At 73.9% G+C, this 23,097-nt stretch carries 25 protein-coding genes; 3 read left to right on the forward strand and 22 right to left on the reverse strand.

Annotated features, from left to right (window positions below; translation table 11 throughout):
* Window positions 1-35: 35 nt before the first annotated feature.
* The 20 genes from DFJ66_RS38875 to DFJ66_RS38970 all read right to left on the reverse strand — a co-directional run bounded on the left by DFJ66_RS38875 (window position 36) and on the right by DFJ66_RS38970 (window position 17,052).
* On the reverse strand, window positions 36-1,163 hold the full coding sequence (locus tag DFJ66_RS38875) for a site-2 protease family protein (RefSeq protein ID WP_121229290.1): 1,128 nt from the start codon (window positions 1,161-1,163) through the stop codon (window positions 36-38).
* On the reverse strand, window positions 1,160-1,603 hold the full coding sequence (locus DFJ66_RS38880; RefSeq protein ID WP_121229293.1) for a hydrogenase maturation protease: 444 nt from the start codon (window positions 1,601-1,603) through the stop codon (window positions 1,160-1,162). Before DFJ66_RS38880 ends, DFJ66_RS38875 begins: the two co-directional genes overlap by 4 nt.
* The gene (locus DFJ66_RS38885; RefSeq protein WP_121229296.1) at window positions 1,600-2,895 is read right to left on the reverse strand and encodes a Ni/Fe hydrogenase subunit alpha; all 1,296 of its coding nucleotides are present in this window, start codon (window positions 2,893-2,895) and stop codon (window positions 1,600-1,602) included. Before DFJ66_RS38885 ends, DFJ66_RS38880 begins: the two co-directional genes overlap by 4 nt.
* Entirely contained in the window at window positions 2,892-3,635 is a 744-nt protein-coding gene (locus DFJ66_RS38890) for an NADH-quinone oxidoreductase subunit B family protein (protein ID WP_121229299.1), read from the reverse strand. The genes DFJ66_RS38885 and DFJ66_RS38890 overlap by 4 nt, the downstream gene beginning before the upstream one ends.
* Window positions 3,635-4,444 carry an FAD/NAD(P)-binding protein gene (locus tag DFJ66_RS38895; protein ID WP_121229302.1) on the reverse strand — a complete coding sequence of 270 codons (810 nt, stop codon included), beginning with the start codon at window positions 4,442-4,444 and terminating at the stop codon, window positions 3,635-3,637. The genes DFJ66_RS38890 and DFJ66_RS38895 overlap by 1 nt, the downstream gene beginning before the upstream one ends.
* Window positions 4,441-4,893 carry a Crp/Fnr family transcriptional regulator gene (locus tag DFJ66_RS38900; RefSeq protein ID WP_121229305.1) on the reverse strand — a complete coding sequence of 151 codons (453 nt, stop codon included), beginning with the start codon at window positions 4,891-4,893 and terminating at the stop codon, window positions 4,441-4,443. The genes DFJ66_RS38895 and DFJ66_RS38900 overlap by 4 nt, the downstream gene beginning before the upstream one ends.
* A complete protein-coding gene (locus DFJ66_RS38905; RefSeq protein WP_121229308.1) occupies window positions 4,890-5,948 on the reverse strand; it encodes a 4Fe-4S dicluster domain-containing protein in 1,059 nt (352 codons plus the stop codon). The genes DFJ66_RS38900 and DFJ66_RS38905 overlap by 4 nt, the downstream gene beginning before the upstream one ends.
* Window positions 5,945-6,955, reverse strand: a complete 1,011-nt coding sequence (gap, locus tag DFJ66_RS38910) for a type I glyceraldehyde-3-phosphate dehydrogenase (protein WP_121229310.1) — start codon at window positions 6,953-6,955, stop codon at window positions 5,945-5,947. The genes DFJ66_RS38905 and gap overlap by 4 nt, the downstream gene beginning before the upstream one ends.
* A 98-nt stretch (window positions 6,956-7,053) precedes the next feature.
* The gene (hypE, locus tag DFJ66_RS38915; protein WP_121229313.1) at window positions 7,054-8,079 is read right to left on the reverse strand and encodes a hydrogenase expression/formation protein HypE; all 1,026 of its coding nucleotides are present in this window, start codon (window positions 8,077-8,079) and stop codon (window positions 7,054-7,056) included.
* Window positions 8,079-9,173 carry a hydrogenase formation protein HypD gene (gene hypD, locus DFJ66_RS38920; protein ID WP_121229316.1) on the reverse strand — a complete coding sequence of 365 codons (1,095 nt, stop codon included), beginning with the start codon at window positions 9,171-9,173 and terminating at the stop codon, window positions 8,079-8,081. Before hypD ends, hypE begins: the two co-directional genes overlap by 1 nt.
* Window positions 9,170-9,418, reverse strand: coding sequence for a HypC/HybG/HupF family hydrogenase formation chaperone (locus DFJ66_RS38925; protein ID WP_121229319.1), 249 nt, complete (start codon window positions 9,416-9,418; stop codon window positions 9,170-9,172). Before DFJ66_RS38925 ends, hypD begins: the two co-directional genes overlap by 4 nt.
* Window position 9,419: 1 nt before the next feature.
* Window positions 9,420-11,699 (reverse strand): carbamoyltransferase HypF, encoded by a 2,280-nt coding sequence (gene hypF / locus DFJ66_RS38930; protein ID WP_121229322.1) that lies wholly within the window; start codon window positions 11,697-11,699, stop codon window positions 9,420-9,422.
* 360 nt (window positions 11,700-12,059) lie between these two features.
* A complete protein-coding gene (locus DFJ66_RS38935; RefSeq protein WP_121229325.1) occupies window positions 12,060-13,538 on the reverse strand; it encodes an ABC transporter permease in 1,479 nt (492 codons plus the stop codon).
* Entirely contained in the window at window positions 13,535-14,221 is a 687-nt protein-coding gene (locus DFJ66_RS38940; protein ID WP_121229328.1) for an ABC transporter ATP-binding protein, read from the reverse strand. Before DFJ66_RS38940 ends, DFJ66_RS38935 begins: the two co-directional genes overlap by 4 nt.
* On the reverse strand, window positions 14,218-14,499 hold the full coding sequence (locus DFJ66_RS38945; RefSeq protein ID WP_147459506.1) for a hypothetical protein: 282 nt from the start codon (window positions 14,497-14,499) through the stop codon (window positions 14,218-14,220). The genes DFJ66_RS38940 and DFJ66_RS38945 overlap by 4 nt, the downstream gene beginning before the upstream one ends.
* A gap of 19 nt (window positions 14,500-14,518) precedes the next feature.
* A complete protein-coding gene (locus tag DFJ66_RS38950; protein WP_121229334.1) occupies window positions 14,519-14,737 on the reverse strand; it encodes a DUF2933 domain-containing protein in 219 nt (72 codons plus the stop codon).
* Between the two features lie 245 nt (window positions 14,738-14,982).
* Window positions 14,983-15,345: a hypothetical protein gene (locus DFJ66_RS38955; protein WP_246030098.1), complete on the reverse strand. Its 363-nt coding sequence runs from the start codon at window positions 15,343-15,345 to the stop codon at window positions 14,983-14,985.
* A gap of 141 nt (window positions 15,346-15,486) precedes the next feature.
* A complete protein-coding gene (locus tag DFJ66_RS38960) occupies window positions 15,487-15,756 on the reverse strand; it encodes a DUF1876 domain-containing protein (RefSeq protein WP_121229337.1) in 270 nt (89 codons plus the stop codon).
* A gap of 9 nt (window positions 15,757-15,765) precedes the next feature.
* On the reverse strand, window positions 15,766-16,407 hold the full coding sequence (locus DFJ66_RS38965) for a LiaF transmembrane domain-containing protein (RefSeq protein ID WP_246030298.1): 642 nt from the start codon (window positions 16,405-16,407) through the stop codon (window positions 15,766-15,768).
* Window positions 16,408-16,455: 48 nt separating this feature from the next.
* Entirely contained in the window at window positions 16,456-17,052 is a 597-nt protein-coding gene (locus DFJ66_RS38970) for a hypothetical protein (RefSeq protein WP_121229344.1), read from the reverse strand.
* 379 nt (window positions 17,053-17,431) lie between these two features.
* Here DFJ66_RS38970 and DFJ66_RS38975 point away from each other — a divergent pair, with 379 nt between their 5' ends.
* Window positions 17,432-17,932 (forward strand): hypothetical protein, encoded by a 501-nt coding sequence (locus tag DFJ66_RS38975; protein WP_121229347.1) that lies wholly within the window; start codon window positions 17,432-17,434, stop codon window positions 17,930-17,932.
* Here the strand turns inward: DFJ66_RS38975 and DFJ66_RS38980 are convergent.
* A complete protein-coding gene (locus tag DFJ66_RS38980; protein ID WP_121229350.1) occupies window positions 17,929-18,603 on the reverse strand; it encodes a DUF998 domain-containing protein in 675 nt (224 codons plus the stop codon). The genes DFJ66_RS38975 and DFJ66_RS38980 overlap by 4 nt on opposite strands.
* 503 nt (window positions 18,604-19,106) lie before the next feature.
* On the opposite strand from DFJ66_RS38980, the gene DFJ66_RS38985 reads away from it, so the two are divergent.
* Together DFJ66_RS38985 and DFJ66_RS38990 are read left to right on the forward strand one after the other, a co-directional pair.
* The gene (locus DFJ66_RS38985) at window positions 19,107-20,780 is read left to right on the forward strand and encodes a peptidase associated/transthyretin-like domain-containing protein (RefSeq protein ID WP_147459507.1); all 1,674 of its coding nucleotides are present in this window, start codon (window positions 19,107-19,109) and stop codon (window positions 20,778-20,780) included.
* A 91-nt stretch (window positions 20,781-20,871) separates the two neighbouring features.
* Complete coding sequence (locus DFJ66_RS38990; protein ID WP_121229356.1) at window positions 20,872-21,435, forward strand: sigma-70 family RNA polymerase sigma factor; 564 nt, start codon at window positions 20,872-20,874, stop codon at window positions 21,433-21,435.
* 149 nt (window positions 21,436-21,584) lie between these two features.
* On the opposite strand, the gene DFJ66_RS38995 is transcribed toward DFJ66_RS38990, so the two are convergent.
* A complete protein-coding gene (locus DFJ66_RS38995) occupies window positions 21,585-23,063 on the reverse strand; it encodes a wax ester/triacylglycerol synthase family O-acyltransferase (RefSeq protein WP_170199984.1) in 1,479 nt (492 codons plus the stop codon).
* Between the last annotated feature and the right edge of the window lie 34 nt (window positions 23,064-23,097).

Consider the following 23,097-nt stretch of genomic DNA (forward strand, 5'->3'; position numbering starts at 1 on the left):
TCCTTCCCTCGCAGGGGTTCGTCCGGGTGGAACGGTCATCCCCCGGTCACGCCGGCGGTGGCCAGTTCGACGGCGCGTCTGACGTCGTGGGCCGACACCACGCCCAGCACGTGGTGGTCGCGCACCACGACCACCACGTCCCGGCTGCTCGACAGCCGGGCGCGCGTGAGCACGTCGGCCAGGGGCTCGTCGGGGTCGGCGATGGCGGTCGGCGGTCGGGACACGTCGGCCACGCGGGTGGTCAGCCGCCGCTGCTCGGGGAGTTCGGCCAACGCCGGCAGGCTGGTCACGCCCACCAGGTCGCCGTCGAACGACACGACCGGGAACACCCGCTGGGGCACCTGGCGGGCGCGTTGCTCCAGGAAGGCCTGGACGGTCCACCACCCCGGCGCCACGGCGACGTCGGCGCGCATGGCGGTGGCCACCGGGGTGCTGCCCAGCACCTCCCGGACCACGGATTGCCTGCGTTCCGCGCCGGCGGACGCGAGCACGAACGCGCCCATCAGCATCCACCACACGCCGACGCCCGAGCCCAGGACCAGTTGCACGAGACCTCCGACCAGCAGCACGAACCCGAAGCCGCGCCCCGCGTCGGTCGCTGTCCGCTCGCCGCGCGCCCGCGAACCGGTGCGCCACCACACGAGCGCCCGCAGCACCCGGCCGCCGTCCAACGGCGCGGCGGGCAGGAGGTTGAACACCGCCAGCACGCCGTTGGCGAACGCGAGCCACAGGACGGCCGTGGTGGCGAGGTCGCCACCTCCGAGCGCGGCCACGAGGGCCGCCACGCCCGCGCTCCCGGCGGCCACCACCGCGCTGGTGACCGGTCCGGCCACGGCGATCAGGAAGTCCGCGCGGGGCGAGGGAGGTCGCCCCTCCAGCTGCGACACCCCGCCGAGCAGCCACAGGTCGATCCGCCGCACCCCCACGCCGTGCAGGCGCGCGACCACCGTGTGCGCGAGCTCGTGCGCGGCCAGCGAAGCGAAGAACGCGACCGCCACCAGCGCGCCGACCACCCAGTACAGCGACGCCGGTCGGCCCGGCGCCGCGCTCGGCAGCACCACCACCGCCACGGTCCGCGTCACCAGCACCACCGCCACCAGCACCGACCAGTGCGCGCCGACCGGCACACCCGCCCAGGCGCCCAACGGGATCCGACCCTTCACAGCGCACCTCCCAGCCGGAGTTCGTCCAGGACCGCGGCCACGACCCCGGGTACGGCGGCCCGGACGGCGGGTGTGAGGTCCGGGCCGAACCCGACCTCCGCGACCTCCACGCCCAGCACGACGAGCCGGCGCGGCAGGCGGTCCAGGGCCTCGGCCAGTTCCACAGCCTCGGGCACGCCGAACCCGTGCGAGCTGGTCGCCGAGGGCACGGCACCGTCCAAGGTCACCCGGTGCACGCGGCCGGGGGTGGCCGGTACGCAGCGCAGTGCGTCCACCACGACCACCAGGTCCGCCTCACCCCACGCCTCCATCAGCCGCACCGGGTCGCCGTCGGTCACCTCGGCCCGTACCCCGTGCGCGGCGACCGCGCGGGCGACCGCCGGCCCGACGCCGTCGTCGCGCCGGAACTCGTTGCCCACGCCCACCACGACGGCGTTCACCGGTCCTCCCGGTGGAAGTCCAGGAAGTGCGCCGAGCAGGAGATGCACGGGTCGTAGTTGCGGATCGCCCGTTCGCACAGCGACACCAGGGCGTGGTCGTCCAGGTCGAGGTAGCTGGTGACCAGTTGCCGCACGTCGTCCTCGATCGCGGACTGGTTCTGCGAGGTCGGCGGCACGATGTCGGCGGACACGACGAGCCCGGCGGCGTCCAGCTCGTACCGGTGGTACAGCAGGCCGCGCGGTGCCTCGGTGACGCCGTGGCCGACCCCGGCGCGGGCGGTGACCTCGACCGCCGCCGGTTCCGGCGGCTCGTAGTCGGCGATGAGCCGCAGCGCCTCCTCCACCGCGTACACGACCTCGACGGCCCGCACGACGATGCTGCGGAACGGGTTGCGGCACACCGGTCCCAGCCCGGCGTCGGCGGCGGCACCCGCGGCGGCGGGGGACAGGCGGTCGGCGTTGAGGCTGTACCGGGCCAGCGGTCCCACCAGGTACATCTCGCCGTCCAGCCGGGCGTGCAACGCGGTCGAGTGCGGCACCTGGTGCTCCACGACGTGCTCGCTGAACGCCGGGACGGGGAACGACGCGCCGGTGGAGACGTGCGGGACGCCCCGGTCGATCGGGTAGCCCTCGGTGTCGCGCAACGCCATCAGGTCGTGCGGCACGTCCAGGTCGGGGAAGTCGAAGGTGGACACCCAGGCCGCGGTGGCGAGCGCGTCGTCCAGCGCGTGGCGGAGCTGTTCGGCCAGGGGACGCAGCTCGGCGCGGGTGGGCGCGCGGTAGAAGCCGCCGACGCGGACGTTGACCGGGTGGATCGCCCGGCCGCCCACCAGGTCCATGATCGCGTTGCCCGCCTTCTTCAAGGCCAGGCCGCGTTCCACGACGGGCCGGTGCTCGGCGGCCATCGCGATGCCGTCGGGCAGGCCCAGGAAGTCCGGGGCGTGCAGGAGGTGGATGTGCAGGGCGTGGCTGGAGATCCACTCGCCGCAGTACAGCAGCCTGCGCAACGCGCGCACCGGCGCGGGCACCTGCACCCCGCAGGCGTCCTCGATCGCCAGGCACGCGCTCATCTGGTAGGCCACCGGGCAGATCCCGCAGATGCGGGCGGTGATGTCCGGCGGTTCGCGGTGGGACCGGCCGCGCAGGAAGGCCTCGAAGAACCGGGGCGGCTCGTAGATGTCGAGCTCCACGTCGTCCACGCGGCCGTTGGCGGTCCGCACGCGCAGCGCGCCTTCGCCCTCGACCCGGGCCAGGCCCGCCACGCGCAGGGTGCGGTTCGAGCGGTGCGTCATGTCCACTCCCCGGCGGTGGTGAAGGTGTGGAAGACCCGGTCCAGCTCGCCCTCGCCCATGCCGTGGCGGCGCAGCAGCGGGATCAGCGCGGGCACGTTGGGGCCGTTCATGGGGCCGAAGCAGCCATAGCACCCGCGTCGCACGGCCGGGCACAGCGCGCCGCACCCCGCGTGGGTCACCGGACCCAGGCACGGGGTGCCGTGCGCGACCATCACGCACGTCAGGCCGCGCCGCTTGCAGTCGGTGCACACGCTGGTGTCGGGCAGGTCCGGTGCGCGGCCGGCGAGGAACGAGGTGAGCACCTCCAGCAGTTGGCCGCGGTCGATGGGGCAGCCGCGCAGCTCGTAGTCCACCGGCACGTGCGCCGAGATGGGCGTGGACGTCGCCAGCGTGTCGATCAGCTCGGGCGAGGCGTAGACGACCGACCGGAACTCGTCCACGTCGGCGAGGTTGCGCAGCGCCTGGATGCCGCCGGAGGTGGCGCACGCGCCGACGACGACCAGCACCCGGGACTGCTCGCGGATCCAGCGGATGCGCTCGACCTCGGTGGGCGTGGTGACCGAACCTTCCACGATGGACACGTCGTAGGGTCCGGGTCGGGTGCGGGGGGTGGCTTCCGGGAAGTGGGCGATCTCGACGCGCTCGGTGAGCGGGAGCAGCTCGTCCTCGCAGTCGAGCAGGGTGAGCTGGCACCCGTCGCACGAGGTGAACTTCCAGACCGCGAGGGTGGGCCGGTCCATCACAGCTCCTTCACCGCGAACAGTTCCTCGGCCACCGGGTAGGCGACCACGGGGCCGTCCCGGCACAGCAGGAGCGGCCCGAGCTGGCAGTGCCCGCACCGGCCGGTCCCGCACTGCATGTTGCGTTCCAGCGACACCTGGATGCGGTCGGGCGGCACGCCCCGCGTGATCAGCGTGCGAGCGCTGAAGCGCATCATCGGCTCCGGCCCGCACAGCAGCGCCGTGGTGTGCGGGGCGTCCAGCGGCAGCACGGCCAGCGGCTCGGTGACGAACCCGACGCGACCGGTCCAGCCCGGTGCGCCGTGGTCGACCGTGGTCACGACCTCCAGCTCGGCCGCCCACCGGTCGAACTCGTCCCGGTAGCACAGGTCCGCCGGCGTGCGGGCGCCGACGACCAGCACCACCCGCCGGTAGCGGTCGCGGTGGGCCAGCGCGTGCCGCAGCACCGGCCGCAGCGGCGCCAGGCCGATGCCGCCCGCCACCACCAGCAGGTCCTCGGTGCCGTGCGGTTCCCAGGTGGTGCCGAACGGGCCGCGTGCGCCCAGCACCGTGCCCGGCTCCGCGCCGTGCAGGGCGCGGCTGACCGCGCCGACCGCGCGCACGGTGTGCACCAGGTCGCCGCTCCCGGGGATCGCGCTGACCGAGATCGGCACCTCGCCGACGCCGTGGGCGTAGAGCATCGCGAACTGGCCCGGCCGGAACGGCGGCAGCGGGTCGTGCACGGGGCGCAGGCGGAGCGTCGCCGTGTCGGCGGTCTCCTCGACGCGCCGCACGACCCGGTGCGCCACCGGCAGCCAGGGGTCGGTCACGACGGGGTCCGGTACAGGTCGAGCAGGCGGTAGCGGGTGGACTGGAGGCGGTGCAGCAGGGCGTCGGCCAGCACCAGCGACAGCCGGTAGCCGAACGCCGGGTCCTCCTGGGCGGCGGTGCGCAGCCGCGCCACGTCCAGCCGGGCCAGGTGGGCCGGGGCGACCACGGTCGCGCCGAAGTGCCACTTGTAGGGCGGGACGAGCCAGGACAGGCCGAGCAGCTCGCCCGGTCCGATGCCCTGGATGGTCACCGTGCCCCGGCCGGGTACGGTCGCGTCCAGCGCGACGCAGCCCGACAGCACGACCCAGCTGTGCTCGGCGGTCTGCCCCTCGTCGAACAGACGGGTGCCCGCCGGGTGGTTCTCGTGGACGGCCGACGCGGCGATCAGCTCCCGGTGCGCGGGCTCCAGCGTGCGGAACAGTTCCAGGTGGGCGATGTCGGTGGTCATGGCGCACCTCCGGCCAGTGCGGCGGCTTCCGCGGTGATGTCGATGCCGGCGGGGCACCAGACCACGCACCGGCCGCAGCCCACGCAGCCCGACGTGCCGAACTGGTCGTGCCACGTGCCGAGCTTGTGGCTCATCCACTGCCGGTAGCGCGCGGCGGGCGAGGTGCGGACCGGGCCGCCGTGCAGGTGGGAGAAACCGATCTCGAAGCAGGACGCCCACCGCTCGCCGCGTTCGGCGACGCCGCTGGTGAGGTCGGTGGTGTTCTCGACGGTGACGCAGAAGCACGTGGGGCACACCATCGTGCAGTTGCCGCACGTGAAGCAGCGCTCGGCCACGTCCTCCCAGTGGGCGGACTCGCGGTTGGCGGCCAGCAGGTCCCGCAGGTCCACCTCGGGCATCGCCCGGCCCATGCGCCGGGCCGCGGTGTCCACTTCGGACCGCGCGGCGGCGACCTCCTCGGGCTCGGCGGGCCGGGGCGACAGCCAGTCCAGCAGGAACCGCCCGTCCGGACTGCCCGCGACGGCGACGAACCGGTGCCCGTCGGCGTCGACCTGTTCGGTGAGGGCGATGTCGTAGCCGGGACCCGCGGCCGGCCCGCACCCCATCGAGGCGCAGAAGCACACCCCGCCGGGCTCGGTGCACTCGGCGGCCACCACGAACGGCGCGCGGTCGCCCAGCACCTGGCACAGCTTGCCGATCGCGGCCAGGTCGCACGGCCGCACGCCCAGGAACGCGTAGCGCGGCCGGGGTTCGGCGATCGTGCGGAACTCCTCGCCGTCGCTGCTCACCAGTGCCCGGCGCGGCGGGTGCAGGAAGTTCTTCCACGACAACGGCCCCGCCGAGTGGCCGAAGACGGCGTCGTCGGCCCGCCGCCGCACCCGGTAGCGGCCCGGCGCGGTCTCGACGCCCCACCCGGCGGGCAGGTCGGCGGCCGACTCCACCTCGGCGAGGGTGATGGCGTCGTCGCGCAGCACCGGGCCGACCACGACGTGCCCGGTGAACCGCAGCTCGGCGATCAGGGCGTCGAGGCCCGCGAGGTCCAGGACGGCGGTCATGGCAGCGTCCGGGCCACGAGGTCGGCGAGGTCCACCGTGCGGTTGGCGTAGCCCCATTCGTTGTCGTACCAGCCGAACACCTTGACGATGCCGCCGGTGGACTTGGTGAGCTGGGCGTCGAACACGCACGAGGCCGGGTCGGCGATGATGTCGCGGGAGACGACCGGTGCGGTGGTGTAGCGCAGGATGGCTTTGAGACGGCCGTCCGCGGCCTCGGCGAAGGCCCGGTTGACCTCCTCGGCCGACGCGGGCCGCTCCAGCACCGCGGTGAGGTCGGTCAGCGAGCCGTCCTCCACCGGCACGCGCACCGCGAGGCCGTCCAGGCGGCCCGCGAGAGCCGGAATGACCAGGCCGACCGCCTTGGCCGCGCCGGTGGAAGTGGGGATCATGTTGACCGCGGCCGAGCGGGCGCGGCGCAGGTCCTTGTGCGGGCTGTCCAACAAGGACTGGTCGTTGGTGTAGCTGTGGATCGTGGTCATCAGGCCCTCGCGGATGCCGAACGCCTCGTGCAGCACGGACGCCATCGGCGCCACGCAGTTGGTGGTGCAGGAGGCGTTGGAGATCACGTGGTGGGTGGCCGGGTCGTAGGCGTCCTCGTTGACGCCCAAGACGATCGTGGCGTCCACGTCCTTGCCGGGCGCGGTGATGACCACCTTGCGGGCACCGCGCGCCAGGTGCACGCCGGCGGAGTCGCGGGTGCGGAACCGGCCGGAGGCCTCGATGACGACGTCCACGCCCAGCGCGCCCCAGTCCAGCTCCGCCGGGTCGGCGTGGGTGGTGACGCGCAGCGTGCGGCCGTCGACGGTGATGCGGTCCGCGCCGGCGTCGACCTCGCGCCGCCACGGGCCGTAGGTCGAGTCGTACGCCAGCAGGTGCGCCAACGTCTCGGGCGCGGTGACGTCGTTGACGGCGACCACCTCGATGCCGCTGTCGTGCCGGTCCACGGCACAGCGCAGCACGTCCCGCCCGATCCGACCGAACCCGTTGATGCCCACCCTGACCGCCATGTCGTTTCCTCCCAGCTCCGCCTGACCGTTGTCCCGATGCTCGCGTGAGCGGCGGGGCGCGAGCAGTGGCGAAGGTCCCTGCCGGCCCGGGTCCCCGGTCAGCAGATGCGGGGCAGTTGTTCGCCGATGAGCATGTCCACGATCCGGGTCGAGCCGATGGTGGTGCGCGCGGTGACCCGGCCCGCCGGTCCGTCGAGCACCCGGCCGACGACACGGGCCTGAGCGCCCTCGGGACGGGCGCGCATGGCCGCCAGCACCGCCGGCGCGCTGTCGGGCGCGACGAACGCCACCAGACAGCCCTCGTTGGCCACGTGGAAGGGGTCGAGCCCCAACAACTCGCACGCCGCTGCGACCGCGGGCGGCACCGGCACGTCGTCCTCCACCACCTCGACGGCGACCCGGGACGCCTCGGCCAGCTCGTTGAGCGCACTGGCCAGGCCGCCCCGGGTCGGGTCGCGCAGCACGTGCACGTCCCGGCCGCCCGCCTCGACCATCGCCGCCACCAGCCGGTGCAGCGGCCTGCTGTCCGAGACGATCTCCGCCTCGAAGCCCAGGTCCTCGCGCGCGCTCAGGATCGCCGTGCCGTGCGCGCCGATCGGGCCGGACAGCAGCACCACGTCCCCGACCACGCCCGCCGCCGCCGAGGGTCGTGCTCGGGGCAGCCGCACGCCGATCCCGGTGGTCGTCACGTACAGCCCGTCCGCCGCGCCCCGGCCCACGACCTTGGTGTCCCCGGTGACGATCGGCACGCCGGCGTCCTGCGCGGCCTTGGCCGCCGACCGGGTCACCTGGCGCAGCTCCTCGATCGGCAGCCCTTCCTCCACCACGAACGCGAGGGTCAGGGCGATCGGCCGCGCGCCGCGCATGGCGAGGTCGTTCACGGTGCCGTGCACGGCCAGCGACCCGATGTCGCCGCCGGGGAAGAACCTCGGCGTGACCACGAACCCGTCCGTGCTCACCACGAGATCGGTGCCGTCGAGGAGGGCGGCGTCCTCCAGCGGACCGTGCGTGCCCAGTTCGCGGGCGATGACGTCGTCGATCAACTCGGCCATGAGGCGCCCGCCGGAGCCGTGGCCCAGCAGCACGCGTTCGGTCTCCTCGTGGGGCAGGGGACAGGTCGTCATCACATCTCCAATCCGCGTCCGGCGTTGTGGAACGCGGCGCAGGTGCCTTCGCTGGACACCATCGGCGCGCCCAAGGGGTTTCGCGGTGTGCACGCGCGCCCGTAGGCGGTGCAGTCGGTGGGCAGCTTGGTGCCGCGCAGGATGTCGCCCGCGATGCACTCCGGGGCCTCGCGCGCGGTGACCTCGCCGACGGCGAACCGGGACTCAGCGTCGAACTCCGCGAACTCCTCCGCCAGCGCGAGCCCGCTGGCCGGGATCGGGCCGACGCCGCGCCACGTACGGTCGATGATCCGGAAGACCCGGCCGATCGCGTCCTGCGCGGCCGTGTTGCCGGAACGCCGCACGGCCCGCGCGTACTGGTTCTCCACCTCCGCGCGCCCGTCCTCCAGCTGCCGGACCGCCAGGAGGATGCCCTCCAGCAGGTCCAGCGGCTCGAACCCGGTGACCACGATCGGCACCCGGTAGCGGGCGGCGATCGGCTCGTACTGCGTCCAGCCCATCACCGCGCACACGTGCCCGGCGGCCAGGAACCCCTGCACCTCGTTGTCCGGCGCGTCCAGGATCGCGGTGATCGCGGGCGGCACCAGCACGTGGCTGACCAGCGCGGAGAAGTTGCGCACCCCGGTGCGGGCGGCCTCCAGCACCGCCATCGCGTTGGCCGGCGCGGTGGTCTCGAACCCCACGGCGAAGAACACGACCTCGCGGTCGGGGTGCTCGCGCGCGATCCGCACGGCGTCCAGCGGCGTGTAGACCACCCGCACGTCACCGCCGCGCGCCTTGACCCCCACCAGGTCCCCGGTCGTGCCGGGCACCCGGAGCATGTCGCCGTAGCTGGTGAACACCACGCCGGGGCGGGACGCGATGGCGATGGCCTTGTCCACGGTCTCCAGCGGGGTCACGCACACCGGGCAGCCGGGGCCGTGGACCATCCGGATCCCGGCGGGCAGCAGCTCGTCGATGCCCTGCCGGACGATCGTGTGGGTCTGCCCGCCGCACACCTCCATCAGCGCCCACGGCCGCGTCGCCGTCGCGCGCAGCTCGGTCAGCAGGCGGCGGGCCAGCACGGGGTCGCGGTACTCGTCCAGGTGCTTCACGACGGCCCCAGCTCGTTCGCCAGCGCGTCGGGCATGGCGCGCAGCACCGCCAGGGTCTTCTCCGCCTCGGCTTCGTCCACCACGCTGATCGCGAAGCCGACGTGCACGATCACGTAGTCACCGACGTCCGCTTCGGGCGCGTAGGCCAGGCACACCGGCCGCCGCAGACCGTCGAAGTCCACGGTGCCGGTGCGCGGCTCGCCGTCCACGACGTCCACGACCCGTCCTGGTATCCCCAGGCACATCTCATCCCTCCAAGCGGGCCGCGGCGATGGCGGCCTGTCCGTAGCTGATGCCGCCGTCGTTGACCGGTACCCGCTGTCCCACGTGCACCTCGAAACCGGCGTCGTCCAGGTCACGCACCACCGCGTCGGTCAGCCGCCGGTTCTGGAACACCCCGCCGCCCAGGCAGACGGTGTGCAGGCCGGAGGCGTCGGCGGCCTGCTCGACCAGCGCGCGGGTGGCCTGGGCGACCGCCGCGTGGAACCGGGCCGCGACCACGGCGGGCGGGTCGGTCGCGGTGGCCACGTCCCGCAGCGTCGGCACCGGGTCGTAGACCCACAGCCCGTCGCGGCGGTGCAGCCGCCACGCCAGGGCGGGCCCGGTGTCGGGCTGCCCGTGCGCCGCCGCCTCCAGCAGCACCGCGGCCTCACCCTCGTAGGTCGCGTCGTCGCACAGCCCGAGCAGCGCCGCCACCGCGTCGAACAGCCGCCCGACACTGGAGGCGACCGGGCTGTGCACACCCCGCGCCACCATCCGCCGCACGACCTCGGCCTCCCGCGCGCCGATCCGCTCCAGCAGCTCACCGACCCGGGCTCGTGGCGCGTCTGAGCACCTGTCGAGGTGGGTCCCGAAGTCCTCCGCGCCGTAGAGGTAGCCCAGCGCCATCCGGGCCGGGTGACGCACGGCCGATTCGCCGCCGGGCAGCGGCGCGGTGCCGACCCGGCCCACCCGCCGGTAGCCGCGATAGGTCGCGAGCAGCACCTCGCCGCCCCACAGGGTGCCGTCGTCGCCGTAGCCCAAGCCGTCGTAGGCGACACCGATGAAACGGTCCCGCACGCCGTGCTCGGCCGCCGTCGCGGCCACGTGCGCGTGGTGGTGCTGCACCGCGATCCGGCGCTCGGCGGGCCAGTGGCGCGCATGGCGGGTGGACAGGTAGCCGGGGTGGAGGTCGTGCGCCACGTACTCCGGCGCCACGCCCTGCGTCCGGGCCAGCGCGGCGGCGGTCTCCTCGAACGCCGTGAAGGTCGCCGCGTCGGCCAGGTCGCCGGTGTGCGGGCCGAGGAACACTCGGTCGCCGACGGCCAGCGCGGTGGTGTGCTTGAGCTGTGCCCCCACCGCGAGCACGGGTCCGCGCACCGGCGTCGGCAGGGGGAGCGGTTCAGGTGCGAGACCCCGCGCCCGGCGCAGCACCGCCCGACCGCGCACCACGGAGTCGTCGTAACGCGACCGGATGGGCCGGTCGTGCGTGAGGACGCCGTCCACGAGGGGGCCGAGCGTGGCGAGCGCGTCGACGTCGGCGATCACGATCGGTTCGCCGGACCGGTTGCCGCTGGTGACGACCAGGGGCCGCGCCAGTGCGGCGAGCAGCAGGTGGTGCAGCGGGCTGTGGGGCAGGAACAGGCCGAGCTCGGCCAGGCCCGGGGCGACCGACGCGGCGAGTCCCGCATCCGGGCGGCGGGGCAGCAGCACGATCGGCGCGGCGGCCGAAGACAGCGCGGAGGTTTCGTCCGCGAAGGACAGACGATGGACGTGGTCGACGTCGGGCACCATGACGGCGAACGCCTTGCGCGGTCGTCGTTTCACCTCACGCAGGCGGAGCACCGCGGTCTCGTCGGCCGCGTCGCACACCAGCTGGTAGCCGCCGATGCCCTTCAGCGCCACCAAGCCGCCGTCTGCGATGACGGTGACGGCCGCGTGCAACGCGTCTTCTCCGGTCAGCGCGCCCCACGACAGCACGGGACCGCAGTCGGGGCAGGCGATGGGCTCGGCGTGGAAGCGGCGGTCGGACGGGTCGTGGTACTCGGCTGCGCACGCGGCGCACAGGGGGAACCCGCGCATGGACGTGCGCACCCGGTCGTAGGGCAGAGCGTCGACGATCGTCGCGCGCGGACCGCAGTCGGTGCAGTTGACGAACGGGTAGCGGTAGCGGCGGTCGGCCGGGTCGAACAGCTCGGCCACGCACGCCGGGCACGTCGCCAGGTCCGGCGGGACCGACCGCGGCCCGGCCGCCGTCCCGGCGCGGCTCTCGCGCACCACGAACCCGGGCGGCGGCGCGGCGGAGGGCGGCAGCGCGGACACCTCGACCCGTTCGACCCGCGCCACGGCCGGCGAACGCTCCCGGACCAGCCTGCGGAACTCCCGCAGGTCGGCGGAGTCCCCGGAGGCGGTGATCACCACCCGGCCGTCCTCGTTGCGCACGTCCCCGTCGATACCCAGCTCGGCGGCCAGCCGGTGCACGTGCGGCCGGAACCCGACTCCCTGCACCGTCCCGTGCACCTCGATGCGCTCCACCAGCCTGGCCACGCCCGCACCACCCTCCCGACTCTCGCTGCCGATGGTGGCGGGGTGCGGGGGTGGCGTCGCAGAGTCGGAGGTCCCCGTGCGGCAGGGTCTTCAGGGGGCGCCGGCGGCCTTGGCCACGTCCGAGGTCGCCGGCGCCTGCCGGTCAGGTGCGGTAGCCGAGGGACGCCGTGCAACCCGACCCGCTGTCCCTCCCGGATGGGCAGGGGGCGGGGCGGATCTGCGCTCCGGGAGCGTGCCGCTTCGACTTCGCCCACCCTCGGATCGCTGAGCGTCACCAGCCGCTGTCCGCCCCCTGGTGGACGACGTGCGTGCCGCGAGGGCGGTTGCGGCCGGTACGCGCGCCGCGTCGGTCGACGGGGTTCACGACGCGGTCCCGCGGAACAGCCGGGCCGCGAGCAGCCCCAGGGCCACCAGCCAGCCGAGGCCCAGGAGGAGCGGGATGGTGGCGTCGAAACGGTCGGTGAGGCCACCGTCGAGCAGGACGCGGTACGGGCCGTAACCGGGCAGGACGTGCGCCCAGATCGGCGGTTCGGTGCGGAGCATGGGGCTTTGGCCGATGCCGAGGTCCAGGAACGGGACGAGGAAGGCGATCAGCACGCCGCCCACCCGCCCGAAGACCGGTCCCAGGCACACGCCGACCAGCGCGTAGATCGCCGCGAGCAGCAGGTTCGCGCCCGCGAAGGCGACCCACTGGCGGGCGTCGAACACCGCGGCGGTCACGGCGAGCGAGGCGGCGGCACTCAGCAGCACGGCGACGGCGGTGACGCCCAGGCGCGCGGTGAGCAGGGCGGGGACGGGGAACCCGGCCAGGAGCAGGCGCTGGTCCCCGGCGCGGGCGTCGAGGACGACGAACAAACCGGCGAGGGCGGCCAGCGAGGCGATCGCGATGGGGGTCATGGTGCCGGCGTGGACGTCGGGCAGCCAGAACGTCGGCGTGACCGGGTGCCCGTCCTCCACCAGGGCGAGGGAGGTGGTCTCGCCGGGCGTGACGACCTTGGACAGCCAGATGAACACCACCGGCACGACCAGCAGCAGCGCCCACAGGACGGGGTTGCGGCGGTGGTCGCGCAGGCCCAGCCGCAGGCCGGTCCCGACCCGGGTCGGTGGCGGGCTGGGCCGGGCGGTTCGGGTGGTGGCGGTGACCACGAGCGCGGCCACGGCCACGGCGGTGACCGTCCAGGCCAGGGCCCAGCCGAGGTCGCCGAGCCGACCGCCGTGGCGGGAGGGCAGGTCGACCGTCCACAGCGTGACGAAGTGCGTGGGCAGGCCGCGGGTCGCGACGCGGTCGGCCGAGCCCAGCACCGGGCCGAAGAACACGTCGACGATCCAGACGAACAGGATCACGACCGTGCCGTTGACCGGGTTGCGCGCCACGACCCCGACCAGCGCGCCGATGGCCAGGTAGACCACCGCGACCATCGCCGTGCCGGCCACCACCCGGCCGGGGTCGTCGATCCCGGCGCGGGCCGCCAGCGCGAGCAGGGCGGCCGACGACGCGAGGACGGCCAGCGCGAGACCGGTCAGCAGCCGGGCGGCCACCAGCCGCGCGGCGGGCAGGCCGGCCAGGACCAGGCGGCGGTCGGCGGCGCGTGCCGCGCGGGTCTGGAAGTACATCGCGGTCGCGGACAGGAACCCGGCCGCCCAGCCCGCGGTGGCGGTCTCCACCGACAACCCGGTGCCACCCAGCAACGTCGCCGCGTCCGCCATCGGTCCGGCGGCGACCACCACGAACACCACCGGCACCAGGACCAGCACCAGGACGTTGACCGGGTTGCGCCGGTGGTCGTCGAGGAACCGGCGCGACAGCACCCCGATGTCCAGCCACGGTGCCGTGGTCATCGCGACACCGCTTTGCCGTCGCGGAGCGCGACGATGCGGTCGAAGCGCTCCTCGTCGGCGACGAAGTGGCTGATGACCAGAACCGCGCGGCCGGTCGCCCGCCGTTGTGCCACCAGGTCCCAGAACCGCAGGTAGGTGTCCCAGTCGAACCCCGCGTAGGGCTCGTCCAGCAACAGCACGTCCGGGTCGGCCAGCAGCGCCAGGCCGAGGTTGAGCTTCGCGAGGGTGCCGCCGGAGAGCCGGTCGGCGCGGGTGCTCGCGTAACGCTCGAACCCCAGGGCCGCGTACAGCGCGCGGCGGGAGGCGCGTTCGGCGTCGCGGGTCATCCGGTACGCGCGGCCGAACAGCTCGAAGTGCTCGTCGCAGGTCAACCGCTCGTAGACGACCGGTTCCTGCGGGCAGTACCCCAGCCGGCCGGTGACGGTGACGGTGCCCGCGTCCGGGCGCAGCGCGCCGACCAGCACCTTCATCAGCGTGGACTTGCCCGACCCGTTCTCACCGACCAGACCCACCACTTCGCCGGGCCTCAACACCAAGTCCACGCCGTGCAGCACCCGGATGGTCCGCCGGACCGGCCAGACCCCGCGCCGGTAGCCCTTCCCGATCCCCGAAGCGCGCAGCACGGGTTCGGTGGGCGTCCGCGACGTCCCGGTGCCGGTGGGGGTGTCCTGGGTGGTGGTCATGGCGCGGTCCAGGTGGCGATGGCGTCGGCCGGCTGGCCGGTGATCCGCGACTCGACCGCCGCACCGGCGGGAACGGGGGTGGTGAAGCGCAGCCGCGCCGTGGCGGCCACGTCCAGGTCCAACCCGACCTGGGTGCCGAACCCGGTCAGGATCAGCACCAGCCACGGCCAGTCGTCCACGGCCTGCTGCCCGAGGTGCGCCAGGCCGACGACCGACGCGGAGAACAGACCGAGCGCCGTGGCAGCGAGCGCTTCTGCCCGGACGGCGTGTGCACTCATGCCCATCGTGGCCTCCCGGCTAACGCTGCCCGGAGGTCGGGCCGGGTCGGTGCTCGTCGGAGCGGCCGACCTCCCGGTCCGAGCCGCCGTGGCCGCCCATCATGAACAGCATCATCAGCGGGCAGGCCAGCACGAGCAGCCCCACCAGGATCGTCTGCACCGGCACCCCGGTGAACGCCAGACCCACGACGAGGATCGCCAACGCGATCGCGTAGAGCGGCATTTGTCGACGCTTCATGTCGTTCCCTCCTGTCCGGATCGTGTTCAGCGTCCGCCGGGCGAAACCGGTGGGAACAGAGCACAACGTCCTACCTGGGCTAGTAGTCCTGCTCCGCTGCCCGTGGGCCCTGGCGCTCCGGGATCGGCCGCATCCCGGCGGGTGCGGTGGTCGGCGAGGTCGTTCCGGCACCACCGGCGGTCCCGCGATGACGGCCGCCACGGCCCGGCGAGCACTCCGGGCCGCGAAGCCTGCCTCCTGCGTCCTCAGGCGGTGGCCGCGGCGAGGCTGGCCCGGCAGGCGCGGACGAGTTGGCGGGTGGCGGCGGTGGTGGGGACGCGCAGGCAGCCGGTGCAGCGGATGACGACGTCGCCGAGCAGTTCGTCGACCGAGATGGAGGCGGGGCATTCGCAGTCGCGGCACCACCGGTGGCCGGTGATGGCGACGACGTGGGTGGGGGAGTGGACGCACTGGTGGATCCAGCGGCGGTGCAGTCGGCAGCTGATCCGCTCGAAGGGGTCCAGGCCGTGGTGCTCCTCGGCGGTGTCCTCGGCGCGGAGCACGGCGGCCAGGGCGCGGTCGGGCAGGGTGGCGTACCGGTCGGCGGTGGGGTTCCGCATGGTGGTCATGGCGTGCTCCGCGGTGTGCTGCGACAGCCCCAGGGTGCGCTCGTCACCCCGCTCCCCGACACCGCGTTCCGACCCCGGTTCGGTCCGACCAACGCCAGGGCCCGGCAGGGCCGAAAGGCCTGCCGGGCCGGTGGGAACGGGTCAGAGGTGGATGTCCGCCGGTTTGTGGGTGAGTGCCTCGATGTCGTCGGCGGTGGCGTCGAGCAGGGCGTGGGCGAGGTCGGCGAGGGCGCGGGCGGTGGCGAGTTCGTCGCCGATCTCGGGGACGTCGGTGTCGGTGGGGTTGAGGCGGGCCAGGCCGATGCCGGTCAGGCGGGTGCCGTCGCGGGTGGTCAGCGTGGCCTTGGCCCTGGTGCGGCCGTCGTGCTCGTCGAGGTGGACCTCGACGTGCCAGGTTTTGGCGGTGTTCACGGTGTGCTCCTACTTGGGTTCGTTGCGGACGTCGACGCCGCCGAAGAGCGCGGTGGCGTTGACCCGCAGCAGGGGCGCGTCGGGGTCGGTGTGCTGGGTGGTGTTGTCGTCGTAGCCGCCGAAGACCGGCAGGCCGCCGAGCGCCACCCGCCAGCCCTCGGGCACGAGGACCTGGACGCCGCCGAACAACGCGAGCGCGTCCACGGTGGCCTCGCGGTCGATGTGGGCGCCGCGCAGGTCCAGCGTGGCCCCGCCGAACACGGCGGAGACCTCGGCGTGGGTGAGGTGCTCGGACCGGTTGCGCACCTTGGTGCCGCCGAACAGCACCACCGGGGTCTCTCCGGCGTCCTGGTGGTCGGTGGTGTGGTGGCGCAGGAGTCCGGCCAGGATCGCGCCACCCACCAGGACGAGCACGACCGGCCACCACAGGCCGCCCGACGCCCAGTCGCGGGTGTCGGCCAGCAGCACCAGTCCGATGGCCGCGACCACGACCGGGCCGAGCGAGACGTGCCGTTGGGCGATGATCGTGACGACCCCGAGGCCGACCACGGCCAGCGGCCACCAGGCGAGAAGGTCGCCGGCGTCGAGCACGTCCAGCGCGTCGAGCACGCCGGCCAGGCCGAGGGCGACGAGCACCAGTCCGATCCACATCCGCACGGGTTTCACGGTTCCACTTCCTCTCTCGGGCGATTCACCCCGTCAGACCGGGTGTTCGGCCGCGTCCTTGACCGCGCGCAGCACCGCGCGCTCCAGCAACCCCAGGAACGGCCGGGCGACCCGCCAGTACCGGCGGAACCGCAGCCACGAGCGCGGGTCGTCCAGCGCGATGCGCATCTCGTAGGTCAGCAGGCTGCGCCGCCCGCCGTACGGGCTGACCGCGATCGAGCAGACGACCTTGCCGCAGCCGGGTTCGGCGAAGTCGGCGAAGTCCCGCCCGTCGACCTTCCGCAGCTCCACGACCGGCTTCCAGAACGCGCCGATCGCGCCGAACAGCACCTCGGTGTCGGGCCGTTCGCCCAGCAGGATCCAGTCGGTGCCCGCGGTGAGGTCGGCGATGGTGAGCCGGGTCGGGTGCCGGCGGGGTCGCCGGTCGCGCAGTCGGAGGGGGAGTCGGCGTGCCCACTTCGCCGCGTCGAGCACCGGGTGGTGGACCCGCGCCAGGTCCAGTTCGCGCACGGCCCGGTAGACGGTCGGGGGCGGTGCGTCGACGAGCACGTGCGCGGTGCGGGTGAAGTCGGACGGCGTGGCGAACCGGTCGATCATCAGCGGTCGCGGCGCGGTGTCGGTGGACGTCATGGCGGTCACCTCCGTCGGGCTCACCTCGACGATCGCGTGGCTAGCGGCCCGCCGACAGGGTCGGCCGTGACCGGTGCTCCGGGCCGAAGGTCCCGGGACCGGGCAAGGACTTCGCGACGACGGGACCTTCGACCGGCGAGGCCGAGCCCGTGCCCGCCTGGCGTCGAGGACCCGTGTCGAGACGGCGCGGCCAGGTGATGGAGGTGCGGCACGTCGACGGTCGGGCCACGCACGGGGACGACGATTTCGTGGCGGCGGTGGAGAACGGGCGTTCTGGCTGACCACCATCGCGGCCGGCCTCGCGGCTCTGCGCAGGAGGGACATCCGCTGATCGGCACGGTCACCCATGGCCACTCACCCCGGCGGTAACGTCGGTGGGGTGAGTGACGTGACGCCTGTCGAGATCAACATGGGTGGGCGGGCTCACGGTCGGCTGGTCCTGGCGGTGCTGGTCCCGTCCCTGCTCGGCGTCGTCGCGCTGGCCGCGTTCGTGCGCGGGATGTTCTCCGGCGGCCGGGGGGAGTGGCTGGTCGGCAGCGTGGTCGTCTTGGCGCTGGTCGTGGTGGCGCCGCGGCTGATCTACCGGGTGACCGAGCACTTCGCGCGGCCCCGCACGCTGGTCATCGGCCCGGACGGGGTGCGCTGGAACGAGCCTCGAGGCACCTCCTGGGCGGTGGGGTGGGACGAGGTGGCCGGGGTCGCGGTGATCGGGGCGCGGTCCGGTGCGCCAGTGCTGGAGCTTGTGGCCCACAAGGGCTTCCGCGATCCGTCACTCACCGGTGACCGCTACCGACGCCCCTTGCCGGACACCGGCTTCACGACCACCGTGGACCTGGCCTTGCGCCGGTTCGCCGGTGACCGGTACGAGGGTCTGCGTTAGCCGCGGGACCGGGGAGACGAGTGCTCGCGGTGGAGCAGGACCGCCAGCACGACGAGCCACAGCATGGTGGCGTAGATGTCGAGCCGCTCCCACAGCCCCATCCCCGGCGTCGGCAGGTCAGCGGCCAGGTTGCCGGCGTCTTTGCTCGCCATGAGCCCACCCAGCACGAGCACCGCGATCGTGCCGATCGAGTAGAGCCGGAACCGTGCGCTGAACGCCGCCGCCCCGAAGCCCAGGGCGAGCAGGTAGCAGAGCGCGCCCAGCGCTGTGACGGTGATGTGCAGCGTGTCGGTCGGGGTGGGCTCGATCCCGCGCATGTGCATGGGGCCGAACACCGTGCCCACGACGCCGAGGACCTCCTTGGCGACCAGTGCCCCGGCGACCACGCGCAACGCGAGCCGCCCTTCGGCCGAGATCCACACGCCCACCCCGAAGGCCATCGCCATCGCGCTGTAGATCGACAGGAGCGGGACGGCGAGTGGGGCGGTGGGGGCGTCGATCGCGAACAGTTCGCTGAAGGTGTGGTCGGTGAAGCGGTAACCGTCGTACCGGCTCACGAGCACAACGTCGACCGCCAGGTAGTACACCGTGCCCACGACGCCGAGCCACAGCAGGGCCCGTGGTGCCGACCTGCGTCGACTCGCGGTGACCGCGGCCGTCCCGCTCACCATGACGCTCTCCGCGAGGCCGGGGCGGTCGACGGTGCGCTGGACCGGGTCGCCGAGTGCAGCGTGATGACCACGTGCGCTACGGCCGAAGCGTCGACGTCACGGGTTGTCACGGGGCTTCCTCCCTCTGGGGCACACCGTGTCGAAGGCCGCGCGGTCCCGCCGGCCCTCGATCGGCCTCCTTCCGAGTCGGGACCTGCGGCAGTGCCGAACGAACCGGGCGGTCGAAGACCTTCGTCCCCGCCCCCACCGGACGCGCACCGTCGGGTGTTCCGGCCGTCAAGATCGCGCCGGCGGCGACAACCGCTGCGACACCGTGCCCGCGGCGGGCCGAAGCGCACGGGCTGGCGGTGACTTTGTGCCCTGCCGGTGCAGGCGGTCGCGGGAGAAGTGTTGGGCTCGGGTGCACACGACGCCGTGGGGAAGCGGTGGGCCCGTCCGCGCACCCTGGCAGTCCATTGTGGACGGATTTGGGTCGCGTGACGTCGAGCGGACCAGGAGGAGAAATGACACGATTACCCCGCACGGTCGGTGCCCTGGCGTTGGCCGTGACAGTGGTCCTGGGAACGACCGCGGGGCCGGCGCTCGGCGACGAGGCCCCGAGCTCGCCGCAGACCACCTCCGAGACGCCGGTCCCGTCATCGGCGGAGCCATCGACACCAGCGGACACGGCACTCCCCACCGCGCCCCCCGAGCCGCCTCCCGCTCCGGGTGAGCCGCCGGCTGCCGTCTCCGAGCAGCCCGACTTGGCCCTCACCGTGGTGTTCGACAAGGCGTCCTACGACCCCGCCGATCTCGTCCTGCTCCGGGCGACCGTCGTGAACGCAGGCACCGCGACCGCCTCGGCCCTGCGGCTGGAGTCGTCAGGCAACCTGACACCCCACTACTGGCACTTCGAAGACGAAGTCACGGATCTCGCGCCGGGGGAGTCGGTCCAGGCGGAGGCGTCGGGCTACGTGATGGACGTGGCCGACGGCGTGGTCCGCGTGACCGTGGAGGTGCGGTCGGCCGAAGCCGACGCGCGGCCCGACGACAACGCCACCACCGTCAGCGCCCCGCTCGGGGTGGTGCGCGGTGGCTTCACCGGCGTCGCGTACGGCGATCTGAACGCGAACCAGGCACCGGACCCGGGCGAGGAGCTGGCGGGTCTGCGGGTGTACGCCTCCGGCGGCGCTCCGAGCGGCTTCTACGAGACGGTGGCCGACAACGCGGGCCGCATCGCCTTCCACGACCTCCTGGCCGGCTCCTACACCGTGTACGGCGACTCCCCCGACTGGATCTTCCCCGGACTCGCCGTGCAGGTGGACGGCACCGGGGAACCCGAGGTGCTCCTGCGGGGCGACAACAGGATCGACGGCTGGCTCACCGGCACGCTGGCGTTCGTCCGGCCGACCTACGCGGCGGGCGACACGGCCCGGCTGCTCGTCACGCTCACCAACAGCGGGCGGGGGCCGATCCCCGGTCTGGTCGCGTACTGCACCTCGACCAGCAGCGCCCCCGCCGGCTACGGCGAACTGGACCCGAACGGGTCGGGTGCGACCGTCCCGGCGACGTCCACGCGGACCTTCGAGATCGACTACCCCGTCGACGCGCCTACCGCGAACGCCGGGTTCCTGGAGGTGACCTGCTTCATCGGCAAGCCGCCGGACCACTACGGCATGGTCAGGGCCACCGGGGCCACGCGGGTTCCGGGCCTGCGCGCGGCCCGGGTCGTGGGCCGCCTCATGACCCCGGACCGGCACCAGTGCGGCTGCCGGCCCTCCTACCTCCCGGTGCCCGACGCGAAGCTCTACCTGCGCGACCAGGTCACCGGGCAGGTCGTGGCCCGGGACACGACCGACGCGGACGGGTGGTTCGAGTTCCTCGACCTCCCGGCCGACCGCTACGACGTCGGCGTGGTGGGGCCTTGGACGGGCCGGGGCGGCACCACACCGGTGCTGCTGGTCGACGCGCTCGACGACGGGAGCCGCACGCACTTCGTCGTCGTGGTCCCCGGTCCTGAGCAACCGGACCCCGACCCGGCACCGGTCCCGCCACCGACGGGCGAGGCGGGCGGCACACCCGAGCCGGCGGCGCTGGCCGCGACGGGCGCGGGTGTCGGGTGGCTCGCGGTGACGGGTCTGGTGTTCCTGGTCGGGGGAGCGGGCTTGGTGTTCGGCACACGCCGCCGGACGGCCTGACCGGTGGAGGCGGTGCGTCGGGCACTGGTGCTCGTCGCACCGCCACGACGGGGGCGGTGGTCGTGGTGCGGGATGAGGAGGAGGGGGTTCGGTGGAGGTCCAGGAACACGTGGTGTCGCGGGCGGTCGCGGGGGATCGGCGTGCGGTCGAGCAGGTCTTGGCGGCGGTGCGCCCGCTGGTGTCGCGGTATTGCAGGGGCCGGTTGCCGTGGTGGGACGCCGCCGCGGTGGAGGACGTGGTCCAGGAGGCGTTGATCGGGGTGTTCACCACGTTGCCGTCGTTCCGGGCGCAGGGCGAGAACTCGTTCCTGCGGCTGGTCTACGGCGTCGCGGCGCGAAAGGTGGTGGACGCGATCCGCAGATCGGTGCGCGATCGGGTCGACCTCGCCGCAGAGCCGCCCGACGTCGTCGACCTCGGCCCGACACCGGAGCAGCACCTGCTGCTGGGTGAGCGGACCGAGCGGGTGGCGGAGTTGTTGCGGCTGTTGCCCGAGGCGAAGCGGGAGTTGCTGGTCCTGCGCATCGCGGTGGGTCTGTCGGCCGAGGACACCGCGCGCGTGCTGGGCATGAGCGCGGGCTCGGTGCGCGTGGCCCAGCACCGCGCGCTCCAAGTCCTGCGCGAGCACCTGCGGCGCAACCGCAGGGCCGCCGCCTGAACCTCCCGCGTGCGGAAGGCGGCGTGCCCTGCTCTTCTCTACAGGCCCGTGCCCACGGTCGCCTCGCGTGAGGCTCGGGAAGCTCGGGCCCTCGTCGAGGCGGTCGTGGTGGCGACCGGCAGACCGGTGCTCATCTCGGCTCACGTCACTCATCGCACCCGGCTGGTCGCGTCCTGCGGTCCTTGTCGCGCGGCGGCTGTTGCGCTCTGCCGGCTCCGGGCCGCGGGTTCCACGAGACGGCTCAGTCCGCGTTCGATGCCGGATGCCAGTACGTCGAGGTCCGGTGTGCTGTCGTGGTCGCCGGTGATGCCCAGCACGAGCCGGTCGCGGTAGCTCAGCGCGGCGACGCCGGTGCGCAGGCCGAGTGCGATCGGGACGTAGGGCAGGACTTCGATGACGTCCCTCCCGATCAGCGACAGCGGGTGGCGTGGGCCCGGCACGTTGGTGGTGACCGTCGTGATGCTGCGCTGGGGCAGTCGGGCACCCAGGCGCACGCCCGAGGACAGCAGGGTCGGGCACGCGTGCCGCGCGAGGGCGAGGAGTGCCTGTCCCGCGTCGGATTCGCCCGTGGCCGCGTGGTGGCGCATCGCCCGGTGCACCTTCTCCAGCGCCTCGACCGGGTGGGTGATGTGGATCGGCAGGAACGGCAGTCGCACGGAGATGGCGTTGCCCTCCACACCGGTCGCCGCGTGGCGCACCGACACGGGCACCAGGGCGCGGACGGCGCGGGCCCAGGTGGGTTCGCCACGAGCGGTGAGCAGGTCCCGCAGGCCGGCGCTCACCGCCGCCAGGACGACGTCGTTCACGGTGGCCCCGTGCGCCCGCCCGGCGGCGGCCACGTCGGTCAGCGACGCCCGGACCACGCGGTAGCGGCGGCGCGACCCGATGGGGCCGACCAGTGACGAGGGCGCGACCGGCACGGCCGCTCCGGCCAGTCCCGCCGTGCCGCGCAGCACCTGCCGCACGGCCTGCAACGGCCCCCACGGCACCGGTATCGCGGCCTGCAGCGGCCACCGCGGCACCGGCGGCGCGGTCCGCAGCGGCGAGCGCGGGACCGGCGGCGCGGTCCGCAGTGGCGCTAGCGGTAGCGGCGGTGCGGACCGCAGCGGTGAGCGCGGTACCGGCGGCGCGGGCCGCGCACCGGGTGCGTCCGGGTCGTCGGCGCACAGCGCGGTGAGCAGGTCCACGCCGCCGACGCCGTCCACGAGGCAGTGGTGGACCTTGAACAGCACCGCCCACCGGCCGCCCGAGAGTCCTTCCACGACCCAGCACTCCCACAGCGGCCGGTCCCGGTCGAGTCGCCGCGCCATGATCGAGGCGACGAGCTCGTGCAACGCCGTGTCGTCACCGGGCGAGGTGACCGCCACCCGCCGGATGTGGTGGTCGGGATCGGGCAGCCGGTCCCGCACCAGTTCGGGCGCTCCGAACCGGCGACGGCGGACCCGTGCCGTCGCGCCGGGCAGCGACAGCAGTCGCGGGCCGACTCGCGCGACGAACTCGTCGTGGGTCGGTGGTGGCCCTGCCACGATCGCCACGGAGCCGATGGCCAGCGACACGTGCGGGTCGGCGTCCTCGACGTCGAGGAACGCGGTGTCGAGTACTCCCAGGCGCTGGGTGGACGCGTTCACGGGTGGTCGCCTCCTCTGCGATCTCCTCCACACA

This window comes from Saccharothrix variisporea, from assembly GCF_003634995.1.
Taxonomy (GTDB): domain Bacteria; phylum Actinomycetota; class Actinomycetes; order Mycobacteriales; family Pseudonocardiaceae; genus Actinosynnema; species Actinosynnema variisporeum.

Coding starts and splice junctions, on each gene's coding strand:
- DFJ66_RS38985 (WP_147459507.1), top strand. CDS start 19,107: ATGACACGATTACCCCGCACGGTCGGTGCCCTGGCGTTGGCCGTGACA.
- DFJ66_RS38900 (WP_121229305.1), bottom strand. CDS start 4,893: ATGACCACCGACATCGCCCACCTGGAACTGTTCCGCACGCTGGAGCCC.
- gap (WP_121229310.1), bottom strand. CDS start 6,955: ATGGCGGTCAGGGTGGGCATCAACGGGTTCGGTCGGATCGGGCGGGAC.
- DFJ66_RS38965 (WP_246030298.1), bottom strand. CDS start 16,407: ATGTGGATCGGACTGGTGCTCGTCGCCCTCGGCCTGGCCGGCGTGCTC.
- DFJ66_RS38980 (WP_121229350.1), bottom strand. CDS start 18,603: ATGGTGAGCGGGACGGCCGCGGTCACCGCGAGTCGACGCAGGTCGGCA.
- DFJ66_RS38970 (WP_121229344.1), bottom strand. CDS start 17,052: ATGACGTCCACCGACACCGCGCCGCGACCGCTGATGATCGACCGGTTC.
- DFJ66_RS38925 (WP_121229319.1), bottom strand. CDS start 9,418: ATGTGCCTGGGGATACCAGGACGGGTCGTGGACGTCGTGGACGGCGAG.
- DFJ66_RS38905 (WP_121229308.1), bottom strand. CDS start 5,948: ATGACCGCCGTCCTGGACCTCGCGGGCCTCGACGCCCTGATCGCCGAG.
- DFJ66_RS38955 (WP_246030098.1), bottom strand. CDS start 15,345: ATGACCACCATGCGGAACCCCACCGCCGACCGGTACGCCACCCTGCCC.
- DFJ66_RS38945 (WP_147459506.1), bottom strand. CDS start 14,499: ATGAGTGCACACGCCGTCCGGGCAGAAGCGCTCGCTGCCACGGCGCTC.
- DFJ66_RS38950 (WP_121229334.1), bottom strand. CDS start 14,737: ATGAAGCGTCGACAAATGCCGCTCTACGCGATCGCGTTGGCGATCCTC.
- DFJ66_RS38940 (WP_121229328.1), bottom strand. CDS start 14,221: ATGACCACCACCCAGGACACCCCCACCGGCACCGGGACGTCGCGGACG.
- DFJ66_RS38885 (WP_121229296.1), bottom strand. CDS start 2,895: ATGACGCACCGCTCGAACCGCACCCTGCGCGTGGCGGGCCTGGCCCGG.
- DFJ66_RS38935 (WP_121229325.1), bottom strand. CDS start 13,538: ATGACCACGGCACCGTGGCTGGACATCGGGGTGCTGTCGCGCCGGTTC.
- hypE (WP_121229313.1), bottom strand. CDS start 8,079: ATGACGACCTGTCCCCTGCCCCACGAGGAGACCGAACGCGTGCTGCTG.
- DFJ66_RS38890 (WP_121229299.1), bottom strand. CDS start 3,635: ATGGACCGGCCCACCCTCGCGGTCTGGAAGTTCACCTCGTGCGACGGG.